13 protein-coding genes are annotated in these 15,175 nt (G+C 51.0%); 7 read left to right on the forward strand and 6 right to left on the reverse strand.

Annotation, left to right across the window (positions count from 1 at the left end; translation table 11 throughout):
- Positions 1 to 4: 4 nt before the first annotated feature.
- Positions 5 to 1,660 (reverse strand): glucose-6-phosphate isomerase, encoded by a 1,656-nt coding sequence (pgi, locus tag Hfont_RS09040; protein WP_112992056.1) that lies wholly within the window; start codon positions 1,658 to 1,660, stop codon positions 5 to 7.
- A 315-nt stretch (positions 1,661 to 1,975) separates the two neighbouring features.
- Between pgi and edd the strand changes: the two genes are divergently transcribed.
- From edd to rpiA, 3 genes are all read left to right on the forward strand, one after another.
- Positions 1,976 to 3,889 (forward strand): phosphogluconate dehydratase, encoded by a 1,914-nt coding sequence (edd, locus tag Hfont_RS09045; RefSeq protein ID WP_112992057.1) that lies wholly within the window; start codon positions 1,976 to 1,978, stop codon positions 3,887 to 3,889.
- A gap of 21 nt (positions 3,890 to 3,910) precedes the next feature.
- Positions 3,911 to 4,531, forward strand: a complete 621-nt coding sequence (gene eda / locus Hfont_RS09050) for a bifunctional 4-hydroxy-2-oxoglutarate aldolase/2-dehydro-3-deoxy-phosphogluconate aldolase (protein ID WP_112992431.1) — start codon at positions 3,911 to 3,913, stop codon at positions 4,529 to 4,531.
- Positions 4,532 to 5,247: 716 nt separating this feature from the next.
- Positions 5,248 to 5,919, forward strand: coding sequence for a ribose-5-phosphate isomerase RpiA (rpiA, locus tag Hfont_RS09060; protein WP_112992059.1), 672 nt, complete (start codon positions 5,248 to 5,250; stop codon positions 5,917 to 5,919).
- 42 nt (positions 5,920 to 5,961) lie between these two features.
- Here the strand turns inward: rpiA and Hfont_RS09065 are convergent, their stop codons facing one another.
- From Hfont_RS09065 to Hfont_RS09070, 3 genes are all read right to left on the reverse strand, one after another.
- Positions 5,962 to 8,064, reverse strand: coding sequence for a putative bifunctional diguanylate cyclase/phosphodiesterase (locus Hfont_RS09065; protein ID WP_241523061.1), 2,103 nt, complete (start codon positions 8,062 to 8,064; stop codon positions 5,962 to 5,964).
- A 389-nt stretch (positions 8,065 to 8,453) separates the two neighbouring features.
- Positions 8,454 to 8,624 carry a hypothetical protein gene (locus Hfont_RS15085; protein WP_162845894.1) on the reverse strand — a complete coding sequence of 57 codons (171 nt, stop codon included), beginning with the start codon at positions 8,622 to 8,624 and terminating at the stop codon, positions 8,454 to 8,456.
- A gap of 95 nt (positions 8,625 to 8,719) precedes the next feature.
- Positions 8,720 to 9,049: a putative quinol monooxygenase gene (locus tag Hfont_RS09070; RefSeq protein WP_112992061.1), complete on the reverse strand. Its 330-nt coding sequence runs from the start codon at positions 9,047 to 9,049 to the stop codon at positions 8,720 to 8,722.
- 245 nt (positions 9,050 to 9,294) lie between these two features.
- Between Hfont_RS09070 and Hfont_RS09075 the strand changes: the two genes are divergently transcribed.
- The 3 genes from Hfont_RS09075 (at position 9,295) to Hfont_RS09085 (ending at position 13,085) form a co-directional block, all read left to right on the forward strand.
- Positions 9,295 to 10,545 (forward strand): Hsp70 family protein, encoded by a 1,251-nt coding sequence (locus Hfont_RS09075; RefSeq protein WP_112992432.1) that lies wholly within the window; start codon positions 9,295 to 9,297, stop codon positions 10,543 to 10,545.
- 314 nt (positions 10,546 to 10,859) lie between these two features.
- A complete protein-coding gene (locus Hfont_RS09080; RefSeq protein WP_112992062.1) occupies positions 10,860 to 12,317 on the forward strand; it encodes a Ppx/GppA phosphatase family protein in 1,458 nt (485 codons plus the stop codon).
- 165 nt (positions 12,318 to 12,482) lie between these two features.
- Positions 12,483 to 13,085 (forward strand): DedA family protein, encoded by a 603-nt coding sequence (locus Hfont_RS09085; RefSeq protein ID WP_112992433.1) that lies wholly within the window; start codon positions 12,483 to 12,485, stop codon positions 13,083 to 13,085.
- Here Hfont_RS09085 and Hfont_RS09090 read toward each other — a convergent pair whose 3' ends face one another.
- Together Hfont_RS09090 and Hfont_RS15275 are read right to left on the reverse strand one after the other, a co-directional pair.
- Complete coding sequence (locus Hfont_RS09090; protein ID WP_241523062.1) at positions 13,086 to 14,165, reverse strand: ABC transporter substrate-binding protein; 1,080 nt, start codon at positions 14,163 to 14,165, stop codon at positions 13,086 to 13,088. It abuts the gene before it with no gap.
- Positions 14,166 to 14,385: 220 nt separating this feature from the next.
- Positions 14,386 to 14,877, reverse strand: a complete 492-nt coding sequence (locus Hfont_RS15275; RefSeq protein WP_338322777.1) for a hypothetical protein — start codon at positions 14,875 to 14,877, stop codon at positions 14,386 to 14,388.
- Between the two features lies 1 nt (position 14,878).
- Between Hfont_RS15275 and Hfont_RS15280 the strand changes: the two genes are divergently transcribed.
- Positions 14,879 to 15,070 (forward strand): hypothetical protein, encoded by a 192-nt coding sequence (locus Hfont_RS15280; RefSeq protein ID WP_338322778.1) that lies wholly within the window; start codon positions 14,879 to 14,881, stop codon positions 15,068 to 15,070.
- The last annotated feature ends 105 nt before the right edge of the window (positions 15,071 to 15,175 follow it).

Raw genomic sequence — 15,175 nt, forward strand, 5'->3', positions numbered from 1 at the left:
TTGATTACAGTGCAGCCTTGGCGCGTGCAATCAAGCCATTGGTCGAGCTGTCGTGCTGCGCCGGTTTGGCTTGTTCCGTCAGTTCGGCGGCAATGTTCTTGGCGAGTATTTTGCCCAGTTCCACACCCCATTGATCGAAACTGTTGATGCCCCAGATTACGCCCTGTACAAACACCTTGTGTTCATACAACGCAATTAACGCACCAAGTGTGTTCGGGGTTAACGCATCCATCAAAATAGTATTGCTTGGACGATTGCCGGGAAAGGTACGGTGCGGCAGCAGCTTTTCAATTTCGTCGTTCGGCAAACCTTGCTTCTGCATATCTGCGCGGACTTCTTCCGCATTCTTGCCACGCATGAAGGCTTCCGATTGGGCAAAGCAGTTTGCCAATAACAGAACTTGATGCGATTCAAGTTGATGTGACGGTTTCAACGCAGCGATGAAATCAACTGCCATGACGTCGGTGCCTTGATGCAGTAACTGGAAGTAGGCGTGCTGACCATTAGTACCGACATCGCCCCAGATAATTGGACAGGTCGCCACATCGACTTTTGAACCGTCGACCTTGACGCGCTTGCCGTTACTTTCCATTTCCAGTTGTTGCAGGTAACCGGGAAACAGACGTAGATCCTGATGGTAGGGCGCTATCGAAATGGAATTGCTTTCGACAAAATTACGATTCCAGATGCCAATCAGGGCCAGAATCACGGGCAGATTTTTCTCTAGCGGCGTTTGCTGGAAGTGTTGATCCATCGCATGCGCACCAGCAAGAAACTCCTTGAAATTGTCTATGCCTATCGAGATGATCAGCGCCAAACCGATGGCTGACCATATTGAATAACGACCGCCTACCCAATCCCAGAACGGGAACATGTTTTCTGCGGCGATCCCGAATTCGGTCACCAGATCGAGTTGCGTGGATACTGCAACAAAATGCTTGTGCAGGTCTGCTTCGGTCGCGCTTCGTAGAAGCCATGCGCGAGCCGAACGTGCATTTGTCATCGTTTCCGATGTGCCAAAAGTTTTGGATGCGACGATGAAAAGAGTGGTCGCCGGATCGATGCGGGATAACAAGGCATCGAGATCGTGACCGTCAACATTCGAGACGAAATGCATGACGAGGCGTGAATGGCCGAATGAACGCAACGCCTGACAAGTCATTTTCGGACCGAGGTAGGAACCACCTATGCCGATATTCACGATGTCGGTAATTTCGCGGCCATCGTATCCGCGCCATTCGCCTGAACGTACGCGCTCGGAAAATACACCCATCCTATCGAGGACTGCATGAATATCCGGAATGATGTCTTTGCCATCGAGCAGCAATTGGTCGCTGCGCGGTCGACGCAAGGCGGTGTGCAAGACAGCGCGATGTTCTGTGCGATTGATTTCCTTGCCGGCAAACATCGCATCGCGTTGTGTTTCTACCTGCGTCTCGCGTGCGAGATCGCATAGCAGTTGCATCGTTTTGTCGTCGACACTATTTTTCGAAAAATCGAGAAACAGGCCCGCGGCTTCAACGGATAATTTGGTGAAGCGGGCAGGGTCTTGCGTAAAAAGATCGCGGACCTGCCGGTTTTTTGTTTCAACGTGATGCTGTTGTAGCGCTTGAAACGCAGCAGTAGCAATGAGCGTAGATGTTGGATTGGACGTGCGCATGGGCAATATATGCGATAGAAGTTGGATTTAACTATACAGCAAATTATGGTAATTTCACTACAAATATATTTCGTGTAAACAACGCGTCAAATCAAATGCGCGTTGCCGCTTATCTGTAGCTAGCCTGTTACGGATACGCTTAATGGGTGAAAGTTCAATCCGCTAGGATGATTTGGCAAGTTTGCAGGATAATGGCGAAGAAGTGAATTTCCTGCGCGATTGCGTGTCGTATGCTTTCGTAGGAAAACCAAAAAAGATGATAGCTTGGCACGTTTTATTGTAGTAAAATTTCAAAACTGTTTTCAAGGATTCCATATGCCGCTCAATCCCGTCGTGTCTGCTGTCACCGAGCGGATCATAGAGCGCAGTCGCCCTTATCGCGCTGCTTACCTGAATCAACTGTCGGATTCCATACAACAAGGCGTGCAGCGCAGCACCTTGTCCTGTACCAATCTTGCGCACGGCTTTGCAGCGTTTCCCGCCAACGACAAGCTGGTGTTGAAGCAGCAAAAGAATCCATCCGTCGCCATCATCTCGGCTTACAACGATATGTTGTCGGCGCATCAGCCCTATGAACGTTTCCCTGCAATCATCAAGGATGCGGTGCGCCAAGTCGGTGGCGTGGCGCAATTCGGCGGTGGTGTGCCGGCGATGTGCGATGGGATTACGCAAGGGCAGCCTGGCATGGAGTTATCGCTGTTTTCACGCGATACGATCGCCATGTCGACGGCGATTGCGTTGTCGCACAATATGTTTGACGCTGCGGTTTATCTCGGTATTTGCGACAAGATCGTGCCCGGTTTGCTGATAGGTGCCTTGCATTTCGGCCATCTGCCTGCAGTGTTTATTCCTAGCGGTCCGATGACGACGGGCATGTCCAATTCTGAAAAATCCAGAATCCGTCAGTTGTATGCGCAGGGCAAGATAGATCGCGAAGCCTTGCTGGAAGCCGAGTCCAAGTCGTATCACGATGCCGGCACCTGTACTTTTTACGGCACTGCCAACAGCAATCAAATGCTGATGGAAGTGATGGGCCTGCATTTGCCGGGCTCAGCCTTTGTCACGCCGAATACGCCTTTGCGCGATGCCTTGACGGTACGCGCGGCGCAACGCGCAGTAGAGATCAGCGCGCAGGGAAAAACCTTTACTCCTATTGGCCGTTTGGTTGATGAAAAAACTATCGTCAATGCGATCATCGCCTTGCTGACGACCGGTGGTTCGACCAATCACACTATCCATTTAATTGCGATTGCAAAAGCAGCGGGCATCGTGGTCGACTGGAATGATTTCGACAAATTGTCGGCGGTAATCCCATTACTCACGCGTATTTATCCTAACGGCGAAGCCGACGTGAATCATTTCCACGCGGCTGGCGGTACCGGTTTCGTGATTCGCGAATTGCTGGATGCAGGTTTGTTGCACGACGATGTGACGACCATACTTGGCAAGGGATTGCGCGCACATTGCACCGAGCCTTTTCTTGATGGTGAGAAAGTCGTCTGGAAGCCAACTCCGGAAGTTAGTGCTGATGAAAACGTATTGCGCCCGGCCGACAGACCGTTTGCGCCGGATGGCGGCTTGCGACTGTTGACCGGCAATCTAGGTCGCGCCGTGATCAAGATTTCTGCAGTCAAACCGCAATACCATGTGGTTGAAGCACCAGCGATAGTCTTTACGTCGCAAGAAGATTTCATGCATGCGTATCAGGATGGCAAACTGAATCAGGATTTCGTTGCCGTGGTGCGTTTCCAGGGGCCGAAGGCGAATGGCATGCCGGAATTACATGCACTGACCCCCGCGCTAGGCAGTTTGCAGGATGCCGGTTTTCATGTCGCACTGGTGACAGATGGACGCATGTCCGGTGCGTCAGGCAAGGTACCGGCGGCGATTCATGTTTCGCCGGAAGTGCTGGCTGGCGGCCCATTGGGGCGCATACGCGACGGCGATATTATCCGCTTGGATGCGGAGGCCGGGACCTTGCAGGCTTTGGTCGATGAAGCGGAATGGCAGCAGCGTCCGCACGCATCTGCCGACCGCTCTTCGAACGTAGTGAGGATGGGGCGTGAGCTGTTTGCAATGTTCCGTTCATCGGTCAGTGTGGCAGAAGATGGCGCGACGACCTTTGCCTTGCCGCGTTTGATTGTGCCGACCGATACCGAGATCAATCTGCCGAAAGGCGATGCGGAACCTTTCAGCGATGAAGACACCCACGTTCAACAATCCATTTAAATCAAAAAGATGAATCAGCCCATGAACCTGCTTGAAATTATGCGGAGCTCGCCGGTGATTCCGGTGATTGCGATTGATGATCTTGCACATGCAGTGCCATTGGCACGTGCATTGGTCGCGGGCGGTATCCGCGTACTGGAAGTCACCTTGCGTACCCAGCATGGTCTGGCTGCGATTCGCGCGATAGCCGAGCAAGTACCGGAAGCGATACTCGGTGTTGGCACCTTGACGCGACATGAAGATTTTGCTGCGGCACGCGATGCCGGTGCGATCTTTGGTGTGTCGCCGGGATTGACGAAAGATTTGATCGAGGGTTCTCGCTCCAGCGGTTTGCCTTTGTTGCCTGGCGTGATGACACCATCTGAAGTGATGAGTGCACGCGAGGCTGGTTTCCGTCAGGTGAAGCTTTTCCCTGCTGTGCCTGCCGGCGGTGTGGGCATGTTGAACGCGATTGCCGGGCCGTTGCCGGATATGCTGTTTTGTCCGACGGGTGGAATTTCGCAAGAGACTGCGGCACAGTTCCTCGCTTGTAAAAACGTTGCTTGCGTCGGTGGGTCTTGGTTGACGCCTAAGGATGCGTTGGTAGCTGGAGATTGGGCGCGGGTTACCGCCTTGGCTAAGGCGGCTTCGGCGCTTAAATAGCATTTATTAATTAATTGTTTTCTCCGTGGTAAGTTGCCGGGGGTAGCCCGGCGGCTACTCACTTTTCTTGCTTCGCCAAGAAAAGTAAGCAAAAGAAGGCGACCGCACAGCCGCTGCCCTTCGGGTTCCCGTTTGTGCACATCAAAAAATGGGAAGCGAACGAAACTCGCTGCGCTCAGACAGCGTTCACTTCTTTATCCATTTTCTGCTCCGCACAAACGGCAGCGTCACAGCGGTTGAACTTCAACGGCAGTTCAACCGCAACTTCCCAAACCAATTCAAGAGCAACCGTAGTCGTCACTTAAATAAGCGACGTTGTAGAAGTTGCCGTTGACGTTAATCGCATGTGACTTTGCCAAGGCAAGCGGTCGTCAGGCGGATAAAGAGCGCAAACCTGTTTGAGCCGAAGGCAAGTTTGTTTGTGCTCCCGACTGATGGTCGTTTGACTTGGGTACCCGCGCAGCGGGCAACGGCTTCTGCGTCGCCTTTCTTTGCTTTCTTTCTTTGGCGAAGCAAAGAAAGAAGGTGGCTGCCGGGCCACCCCCGGCAACTGAGCCTCATCGAAGAAAAACAGTTTCAATTATCACCAGACGCTGACAAGACAGGGAAACATCCCTGAAAGCACCGATATATTCCCGCATTACATAATGCAAGCACCTCATCCGGTAAAATAGCGCCTTAGGCCTAATATCAACCATCAATTTCCCGCATACGCCATGACCCAAGATGAAATGAAACAAGCTGTTGCCCGTGCCGCAATCGAATATGTTGTTCCGGGTGAAATTATTGGGGTCGGTACCGGCTCTACTGCCAATTTCTTCATCGATGAACTGGGCAAGATCAAGGATAGGATCAAAGGTGCCGTGGCTTCGTCAGAAGCGACCGCACAACGTTTGCAATCGCATGGCATTACAGTGTTCGATTTGAATGATATCGATAGCATGTCGGTGTATATCGACGGCGCAGATGAGATTACAGCGACAGGCGCGATGATCAAGGGCGGCGGTGCGGCATTGACGCGTGAAAAAATTGTGGCCTCGGTTGCCAAGCAGTTTGTGTGTATTGCCGACGGTTCAAAATTGGTGGATTTGCTGGGTAATTTCCCGTTGCCGGTGGAAGTGATTCCGATGGCGCAAGCCGTGGTGGCACGCAAGCTGGCTGCGCTCGGCGGTGAGCCGCGTCTGCGTGTGAAGGATGGCAAGCCTGTGGTGACTGACAACTGTTGCTACATTATCGATGTGCTGGGCTTGCGGATTCAAAACCCGGTAGAGCTGGAAGCGCAAATCAACGATATCGTTGGTGTTGTGACGGTTGGTCTGTTCGCACGCCGTGCTGCTGATATCGGCTTGCTGGGTACTGCTGACGGCGTGCAACGTCTGACGTTTTAATTAAAACAACTGATAACTGTCATAGGCTTATCAGTTGCTGCATCAAGAGTATTGCCGGATTCCTTCATGCAGCAGTTTGATGAATGCATGATTGGAAACCGGCTTGCTCATCAAATATCCCTGTCCCTCATTGCAGCCGTTTTTCAGAAGAAACTGAAAGTGTTCTTCAGTCTCTATACCTTCGGCCAGCACGGTCAGATTCAAGTTGTGCCCGAGTGAAATGATCGCCTTGATGATCGCGGCACTATCCGGATTGGTGGCGATATCGCGCACGAAAGATTGATCGATTTTCAAGGTATCGACCGGGAAACGCTTCAGGTAACTCAAACTTGAATAGCCGGTACCGAAATCATCCAGAGAAATTTTTACACCTAGTGCACGCAAGCGTGTCAGCAAGGAAAAGGATTTTTCGACATCGGTGGCCATCACGCTTTCGGTAATTTCCAACTCCAGATATTTCGCTTCCATTCCGGTTTCTGCGAGTATGCGCTCCACCAGTTCAACGATGTCCCCGCGTGCGAGTTGGCGTGGCGACAAATTGACCGAGACGGGAATAGGCGGGTGACCAGCAAGTTGCCAGGTGCGATTTTGTCTACATGCGGTGCGCAATACCCACTCACCAATCTGGATAATCAGTCCGGTTTCTTCTGCGAGTGGAATGAAGTTGGCAGGGGAAACGGTACCTTCAGGACTGTTCCAGCGTATCAGGGCTTCCGATCCTATGATTTTTCCGCTGCCGAGATCTACCTTCGGTTGGTAGTGCAACACGAATTCATTGTTTGGAATGGCTTGGCGCAGACGATTCAATAGCGCCAGGCGATCTGTCACGGTGTCGTTCATTTCCGCAGCAAAATACTGGAAGTTATTGCGTCCCAGCTCTTTTGCCTTGTACATTGCAGAATCTGCATTCTTCAGCAGAGTTTCCACGTCGCGGCCATCATCTGGACACAAGGTGACGCCTATGCTGCAGGTAATGCGGAATTCCAGATCGTTCGCCATCCACGGTTGAGAAACTTCATGCAGTACTCGTTGCATGGTTTGTGTAATCGATTCTTCGTCGGGTTGGCTGGTCAGCAATAGTACAAATTCATCGCCACCTTGGCGCGCAACGGTATCGCTTTCACGTAGACAGGACGTAAGACGTTGCGCAGTAATTTTCAGCAGCTCGTCGCCCACTTGATGACCGAGACTGTCATTGATGAATTTGAATTGATCGAGATCGAGGAAGGCGATTGCCGTGATATTACTGTAACGCTCGGAGTGCAAAACCGCTTGTTGCATGCGATCGTAAAGCAGTGTTCGATTCGGCAAGCCGGTCAATGCGTCATGCGTAGCCTGAAACTGGATTTCCGCTTCATGCAATTTGCGTTCAGTGATGGCTTCTACCGTACCTTCATAAAATACCAGGTCGCCCGTACTGTTGAATACGGCGCGCGCGTTTTCAGAGATCCAGATTATTTCCCCGTCACGTTTGTAGATGCGTGACTCAAAATTGGTGACCACGCCATTCTTCAGCATCAACTGCATGAATTCAATGCGACGCTTGGGTTCGACATAGACTTGATGCTCGATGTCTTTCAAGGTCGAGATTAAATCGTGCGGTGAGTTGTAGCCATACATGCGTGCCAGAGCAGGATTGACGGCAAGATAGCCGTTGCCTGGCGTGGATTGATAGATGCCCTCGATCGCGTTTTCAAAAATGCTGCGATAGCGACGTTCGGCTTCGCGCAAGGCTTCGTCAGCTTGCCGACGTTCGGTAATGTCCTGGATAAAACCTTCGAGTACGTCCCACTGCTTGTTGTCATGCGAAATATTGGTGCCGCGTTCCCATACCCAACGCACTTCGCCATCGGCACGCACGATCCGGTATTCGATATCAAAGCGGCGATTGTTTTTTACGGCCGCGAGAACGGCATTCCGTACGAGATCCCTATCATCCGGATGCGTGATGTCATCGTATGAAACACGGCTGTTGAATAAAATATCTTCTTCCGGATGGCCGGTAAGTGCCAAACATCCTTCACTGACAAATTCCATCGTCCAGTGCGCGTCCAGCCGGCAGCGATAAACCATGCCTTCCAGATTGGCCAGCAGCGTGCCGAGCAAGCGGGCTTGTAATGTCGGGTCAGAAGGATGGGAGGGCATTGAAAGCAGCATATTCAGATTTGGAAATTTGAGTCACGGACTGTTTTAAATGGATAGGCAATTTCTGGGACCATGACAATCTGCCTATGCATTTGCGTGACAGGGATAATTACTTCCCATGTAGCAATAAAGATGCCACGGCAAACAGCAAGCGCGAGCACTTAATTGGTGCAACGGAATGTGAGTTGAATGACAAGGAAGGCATTTTTCCGCTGAGCGCTTATTTTCTGGCGTAGCTTGTGCTGAGTGAGCCAAGTCTAATCTTTGCAGGGTGACGGCGACGCAGGTTTCAGGCGGGGGAGTAATGCGACCTGCTTAACTAACTAAAGGCTAGCAAGGTTGCTGGTCTTTATTGTTTTTGCTTGTGTTTATTACGCGAGCTATACGGATCAGCGCGGTTTATCGATGATTTCGCGCGCCATGCGATCTTGCCTGTCATAGAAATCCAGCGTGCCGATGTCGCCGCTATTGCGTTGTCTCGATGGCACTAAATACTCGACGTCGAGCATCAATTCGTCATCGATTTCCATATCATCTTCACTGCCCCAGCTGCTATTCATAGATCCTCCGTAAGGACTGTATTTTACGATGTTTTTTCGAAGTTTTTGATACGTGCTCCGAAGTCACATTTCGGAACACGTACCAAGCTACACACTTAGCCGAGAGAGTCTGGCACTTCGCCGCTGCCGGGTAATTTGGCGGCGAGGACGGCAAATTTTTCGATGGCGGGCGGATGTGCCAGCAGGCTTGCGGCAGTTGTTCCCAATGCTTTGGCGATTTCTCCCTGGAGATGTGCCTGACTCGCATTTTCATCCGGGAATGCATCGAAGATGCCAAAAGTTTTTGCATCCAGCTTGATGGCAAACCATGCGGTAGTGCCGGGCTCGCCCAAAGCGTAAGACAGTTGCGCATGCAAAAACTCTTCCAGCTCTTTTTCCTTGCCTGGCTTTGCTTCCAGGCGAACCTGCAATCCGACGTTAACCATAGTGCCTCCTGTCGATGACGATTGAGTGTGTATGTGGCGAATCAGCTCTTCGCGTTGTTGGAGCTGTGTTTAATTGTATTCCTCATCTTCATTTAATGGGCAATGCTGATGGGGGGTAGCACTACTGTAAGCTGTCAGACTTTTGCGCAAGCTGCCGGAGAAAATGCTTCTGCAGCGGAGAAAATAAACACACCCTGCGGTCTATGACTTATCATCGTGGCCCGTTTCATTTACAGAGGTTTTTCATGGCAAACGCGTGCGGCGTCGATTTTGGGACGTCGAATTCGACAGTCGGCTGGAGCCGACCCGGCACTTCAGCACTGTTGCAGCTGGAAGATGGCAAAACAACATTGCCATCCGTGGTTTTTTTCAATGCAGATGAAGAGCAGGTGTACTACGGACGCGCCGCGCTGGCCAATTATCTGCAAGGTTATGAAGGTCGCCTGATGCGCTCGTTGAAGAGTTTGCTCGGCACCAGCCTGATCGACGATCAGACCGAGGTAATGGGCAAGGCTTTGCCGTTCCGGACCTTGTTGACGCAATTCATAGGCGAGTTGAAGCATAGGGCTGAAACAGCGGCGGGTCGCGAATTCACCAGCGTCGTCATGGGCAGACCTGTCCATTTTGTCGACGGCGATGAAGAAGCGGACATCCTGGCCGAAGATACTCTGTACGAAATTGCCCAATCGGTGGGCTTCAAAGACATTGATTTTCAATATGAGCCGATTGCCGCAGCTTTCGACTATGAGTCGCAAATCGAGAAGGAAGAGCTGGTACTGATCGCCGATATCGGTGGTGGTACTTCCGATTTTTCTATCGTGCGCTTGTCACCGGAACGTGCAAAAAAGGTGGATCGACGCGACGATATTCTTGCAACCGCTGGTGTGCATATCGGCGGTACCGATTTCGACAAGTATTTGAGTCTGAACAGCATCATGCCTTTGCTCGGACTAGGCAGTCGCTTGAATAATAATAATGAAGTGCCGTCCAGCTACTACTTCAATCTGGCAACCTGGCACACGATCAATCTGGCGTACACGCAAAAGACCTGGTTGCAGATCAAGGATATCTATCGCGATGCGCGCGAAAAAGACAAGCTCGACAGTTTGTTGAACCTGATTGAAAACCGCTCCGGCCATTGGCTGGCGTTGAAGGCAGAAGAAGGCAAGATTGCCCTGTCAGCAGAGCTGGAAACGCAACTGGTGCTGGAACGTTTGTCGCCAACGCATACGCTGACCTTGAAGCGTGATGAATTTGACGAAGCGATCTACAGAATGGTGACGAATGTTGAAAATACAGTTGCCGATTTGTTGCGCGACGCAGACATCGATGCGGATGAGATCGATACGGTGGTGTTTACCGGTGGTTCCAGCGGCGTGCAACTGTTGCGCGAAAAAATTGCTTCCTTGCTGCCGAATGCGCGTCGTGTCGAAGGCGATCTGTTTGGCAGTATCGGTGCCGGCCTGGCGCTGGATGCTGTCAGAAAATTTGGCTAAATAAACAAAAAACAAGTCAAAAATAAATCAAGAAAAAAATTAGTCATGCCAACAGCGAAGACTGCTTGGCATGACTAATTTTAAAATGGTATAAACAATTTGCGCATTTATGCGCAATTTTTTTGTCGGTGAAATTTTTCTGCAATAGTTGCAGCACGATGCAGCATCAGTTTGACTGATCGTTCGTGTGCCCGATTTGTCATTACAGCGTAATAATGCAGGCTTATTGTCACGCACTTTTCACGCGCAGTTACGAACCGCGATGAAACTTGATTGGTTATAAGCAAGCACAAGCAGGTGATTGAGGAGATGGAATGTTCGCTGCAGTAGATCTGGGTTCCAATAGTTTCAGGTTGCATATAGGGCGACATGATGGCGAGACGATTCGCATCATCAAGAGCGCGCGCGACCCGGTGCGATTGGGCGCAGGTTTGGACAGCAAGGGAAACCTGACGCCGGCCGCAATGCAAGGCGCGATTGAATCCCTGGCACGTTTCAATTCCATTTTAAGCACGTATCCATTGAATGCGGTGCGTGTGGTTGCAACCAACACGATGCGCATAGCGAAGAATTCTGCTGCATTTCTGCCGGCAGCAGAAGCCGCCATCGGCTATCCGATAGAGATTATTTCCGGTGAAGAAGAAGGGCGCCTGATTTATATGGGTGTAGCCAGCACTTTGCCATCGTTGACCGAGCGTCGCCTGGTGCTGGATATCGGTGGCGGCTCGACAGAATTGATCCTGGGCAAGGGGTTGGAAATCGAGCAGGTCGAATCGTTCAGCATAGGCACGGTGCCGCAGACATTGTCATTTTTCCGCGAGGGCAATATTAATGCTGCGACCTTTGATGCGGCGATTCTATCCGCGCGTTCGCGCTTTGAAGATGCGGCGCCTGTATATCGCTCGGAACGTTGGTCTGGCGCCTATGGTTCTTCCGGAACGATACGGGCGATCTCCGATGCGATCAGCAAGAACGGATTGGGTGATGGTAACTTGTCGCTCAAGAGTCTGGATGCGCTCAAGCGTCGCCTGATCCAATTTGGTCATGCCAGCAAAATCGATCTGATCGGCATGAAAGCAGATCGCGCCACCACTATTCCTGGCGGACTCGCGATTCTGATCGCAGTCATGCAGGAATTAGGGATCAAGGTCATGAAGCCGATTGATGCCGGCCTGCGCATGGGCGTACTGTGGGATTTGCAATTACGCGCTACCAAGCGCGATAGACGTGAACAATCGGTGCGCGACTGTCTGCGACGCTTTCATGCGGATGAAAAGCGGGCCGAATTTGCGGCGCAAACGGCCAGTGCCTTGTTCAGTTTAATGAAACCGGCAGACAATACTTATGCCAAGTTATTGAACTGGGCCGGCTTGCTGCATGAAATCGGCTTGTCTGTATCGCACAGCGGTTATCACAAGCATGCTGCTTACATGATCGAGAATGCGGACTTGTCAGGCTTTACAACGCGCGAACAACGTCTGATGAGTTATCTGGTGCTGGCGCAAAAGGGCAATCTGCGCAAGGTTGGCGACTCGTTGATGGATAGCGATTTTGCGAAGGCGATTTTGGCCTTGCGACTTGCCGTGATGTTCATGCATGCACGGATCAAGGTCGACCTCGATGAGGTAAGACTGAAAATGAAAAGCAAAATCGAATTTGAATTACCCAAGGCCTGGGTGAGTGATCACCCGACCGTCGCATACTGGATTGAGAAGGAAAAGGAATGCTGGAGCGATGTCGGCGTCGATTTTTCTATCAAGCTCAATAGCTGAATAAGCTTGTCCTGAGAGCAAAAAGGGCGCTCGCGATGACTATCCTTGCTACACGCTGTGAACCTTTTCCCGTCTTGTCCTTCTGAGTAAGCGTATTCCTCGTACATTACAATGCACCTGGAAATCTGTGGCCCTACAGATGGCCCATTCATTCTGGAGATTGTCTTGTTTAACAACATCGTCGATATCGTGTCGCAGAGCGGCTATCTGGGGATTTTTCTGTTGATGCTGGCAGAGAACGTGTTTCCGCCTATCCCATCCGAACTGATCATGCCGCTGGCCGGTTTTGTTTCCGCACGCGGCGAGTTGAATTTGCTGCTGGTGATCCTGGCTGGTACTGCAGGCTCTGTGGTGGGCGCCTTGCCCTGGTATTACGCGGGTGCGATATTTGGCAAGGACAGGCTCAAGCGCATCGCTAACAAGCATGGCCGCTGGTTCACCTTGTCGCCACGCGATATTGATATGGCGTCAGACTGGTTTTCACGACATGGTGCGGCGGCGGTGTTTTTCGGGCGCTTGATTCCGGCGATACGCACCTTGATTTCAGTGCCGGCCGGCATAGTTCGCATGCCTTTGCTGCCGTTTTTGGCGTATTCGACGATCGGTTCCTTGATATGGACCGCCTTGCTGGCCGTTACCGGCTTCGTACTGCAATCACAGTACGAACAGGTTGAACACTATGTGGAACCTGTTTCGAAAGCCGTGGTATTTCTGGTAATCGCAATTTACATCTATCGTTTTATACGCTTCAAGCCGCAGCCATCGTAATCAAAAAATCAAACCGTTCTTTTTGAATAATGCGATATCGACATAGTTGGACAGATGATTGCTCTTGCCGGATACATTCACTGACAGGCCGCCCAGTTCGATATTCGTATCCTGTGCCATCAAATCCTGCAATGCCATGCGGGTAGAGCGTTTCGATCGTTGTATGGTCTTGGTCAGGGCCTTGGCTACGACAAACCCTTCCAGCGTCAACGATGATGGCGGCTCATCGCGATACTTCTTCATCATCGTCAGGTGTTCGAGCTGGATCGGTGTTTTACCGGTATTCGGATTCGGCACGACTTGCGAAAATACCGTCCATTCCACAGCGCGCGCACCAGCTAGCTCACGCAAGGTTTCCAGATTGATTAGCGAAGTACCGGCTACGTAGGTTTGCGATGCGAACTTGCGGAACTCTTTCAGGAAAAGGGCGGTGCCTATCGTATCGGCAATCACGATGACGAAACCTGGTTGAGTCGATGCGAGACGGCTGGCTTCTTGCGCATTCAACTTTTCGTTGCTACCCAAACGTACCGTGCCGGTCAGGTTCAAGCCACGTCCACGCAATTCGGTCGACAGACTGCTGAATGCCTCCTGGGTAGTTGGGCTGTCCTGATAAACGATGCCGACGTTCTTGATTCCCAGTGGTGCGAAATGCGAAAGAATATGCTGCACTTCCTGCAGATAGCCAGGCCGCCAGAACAGAATTCTATTATTGCTCAACTCAATGGCATCCACTAAGGGAGCAAATAAAACCAGATTGCTGCGCTTGAATGCAGGCGCATTCAGCACAGCCTGCGTCACGTTATCGCCCACGCCGCCCAGTAAAAAATCCACCTGATCACGTTCTATCAATTCGGTCACTGCCTTGGCGGCAACGCTTGGCGTAGCCTGATCGTCACGCACGACGTATCGCACTTTTTTGCCGCCTATGCCGCCGGTCGAGTTCAATGCATCGAAATAGGTTTTAATGCCGGCGACATAATCGCGGCCGATAGCAGCATTGGGGCTGGAGAGATCAATGGCCTGGCCGATGACGATGGCGTTGGCGTCTTCCGCGGAGAACGCGGCAGAGGACATCATGAAGGCAGCGGAGGCAAGAGAGAATAAACACAGGGATCGAAGGATCATGAAAGATAATTGTAGTTGTCAGATCAGACCGGAATTTTGCGCGGGAATTATGACCGCACCATGAATTCAGAAAATCCGTGATGGCTAAGTACAACAATTGGATGTCGCCATATACAAAAAACGTATTTGCTAATACGCTCGCAGAACAAGTGCCGGCGCTATTCTTCTTGCATTAAAAGAATAAACTATATATATTATTTATACGATTTAAATCATGGGAGGACATCTTGTCGATAGAAAATACAGTTAAGGATGCAGTCAAGCCGGTAGCAGCGCCAGTAACAACGGCAGCGCCAGCCAAAAAAGCGGTAGCAAAAAAAGTGACTAAACCTGCAGTGAAGGCAGTTACCAAGAAAGCTGCTGCACCTGCGAAAAAGGCTGCACCAAAAACCGCTGCAACGAAGGCTGTTAAACCAGCAGCCAAGCCTGCCGCTAAAAAGGCTGCAACAAAAGTAGCTGTGAAAGCAGTGAAAAAAGTAGCAACGAAAGCTGCGCCTAAGAAAGCAGCTGCCAAGAAAGTTACGGCTAAACAGCCTTTGGCCAAGAAACCGATAGTGAAGCCTTCCGCTAAAGTGAAGGTGGCAAGCAAGCCGCTGCAAGTCAAGCCGGTCGCATTGCCAAAAGAAAAGATCAAAAAAGCCAAGCTCGTCAGAGACAGTTTCACGATGCCTGAGGTCGAATATCAGGTCTTGAGCGACGTCAAAAAAGCATTTTTGAAATCCGGCGTATCAGTCAAGAAAAGTGAACTCTTGCGCGCAGGTGTTGCCTTGATCAAAACACTGGATCTGAAAAAATTGAATGCCGTCATTTCTGCATTGGCACCGATCAAGGCTGGCCGTCCGAAGAACGACAAGTAAGCGATGATGATGTGCGCATGACATGCCGCATAAGCGATATGCCTGAAGCAAAATTAAGCCGGTGCTGATGCATCGGCTTTTTTATTGTTGTCTCAAAAATTGAAA

The organism is Herminiimonas fonticola, from assembly GCF_003293745.1.
Lineage (GTDB): Bacteria > Pseudomonadota > Gammaproteobacteria > Burkholderiales > Burkholderiaceae_D > Oxalicibacterium > Oxalicibacterium fonticola.

Coding starts and splice junctions, on each gene's coding strand:
- Hfont_RS09065 (WP_241523061.1), bottom strand. CDS start 8,064: ATGCCCTCCCATCCTTCTGACCCGACATTACAAGCCCGCTTGCTCGGC.
- Hfont_RS09075 (WP_112992432.1), top strand. CDS start 9,295: ATGGCAAACGCGTGCGGCGTCGATTTTGGGACGTCGAATTCGACAGTC.
- Hfont_RS09080 (WP_112992062.1), top strand. CDS start 10,860: ATGTTCGCTGCAGTAGATCTGGGTTCCAATAGTTTCAGGTTGCATATA.
- pgi (WP_112992056.1), bottom strand. CDS start 1,660: ATGCGCACGTCCAATCCAACATCTACGCTCATTGCTACTGCTGCGTTT.
- Hfont_RS15280 (WP_338322778.1), top strand. CDS start 14,879: ATGCCTGAGGTCGAATATCAGGTCTTGAGCGACGTCAAAAAAGCATTT.
- rpiA (WP_112992059.1), top strand. CDS start 5,248: ATGACCCAAGATGAAATGAAACAAGCTGTTGCCCGTGCCGCAATCGAA.
- Hfont_RS09090 (WP_241523062.1), bottom strand. CDS start 14,165: ATGATGTCCTCTGCCGCGTTCTCCGCGGAAGACGCCAACGCCATCGTC.
- Hfont_RS15085 (WP_162845894.1), bottom strand. CDS start 8,624: ATGAATAGCAGCTGGGGCAGTGAAGATGATATGGAAATCGATGACGAA.
- eda (WP_112992431.1), top strand. CDS start 3,911: ATGAACCTGCTTGAAATTATGCGGAGCTCGCCGGTGATTCCGGTGATT.
- edd (WP_112992057.1), top strand. CDS start 1,976: ATGCCGCTCAATCCCGTCGTGTCTGCTGTCACCGAGCGGATCATAGAG.
- Hfont_RS09070 (WP_112992061.1), bottom strand. CDS start 9,049: ATGGTTAACGTCGGATTGCAGGTTCGCCTGGAAGCAAAGCCAGGCAAG.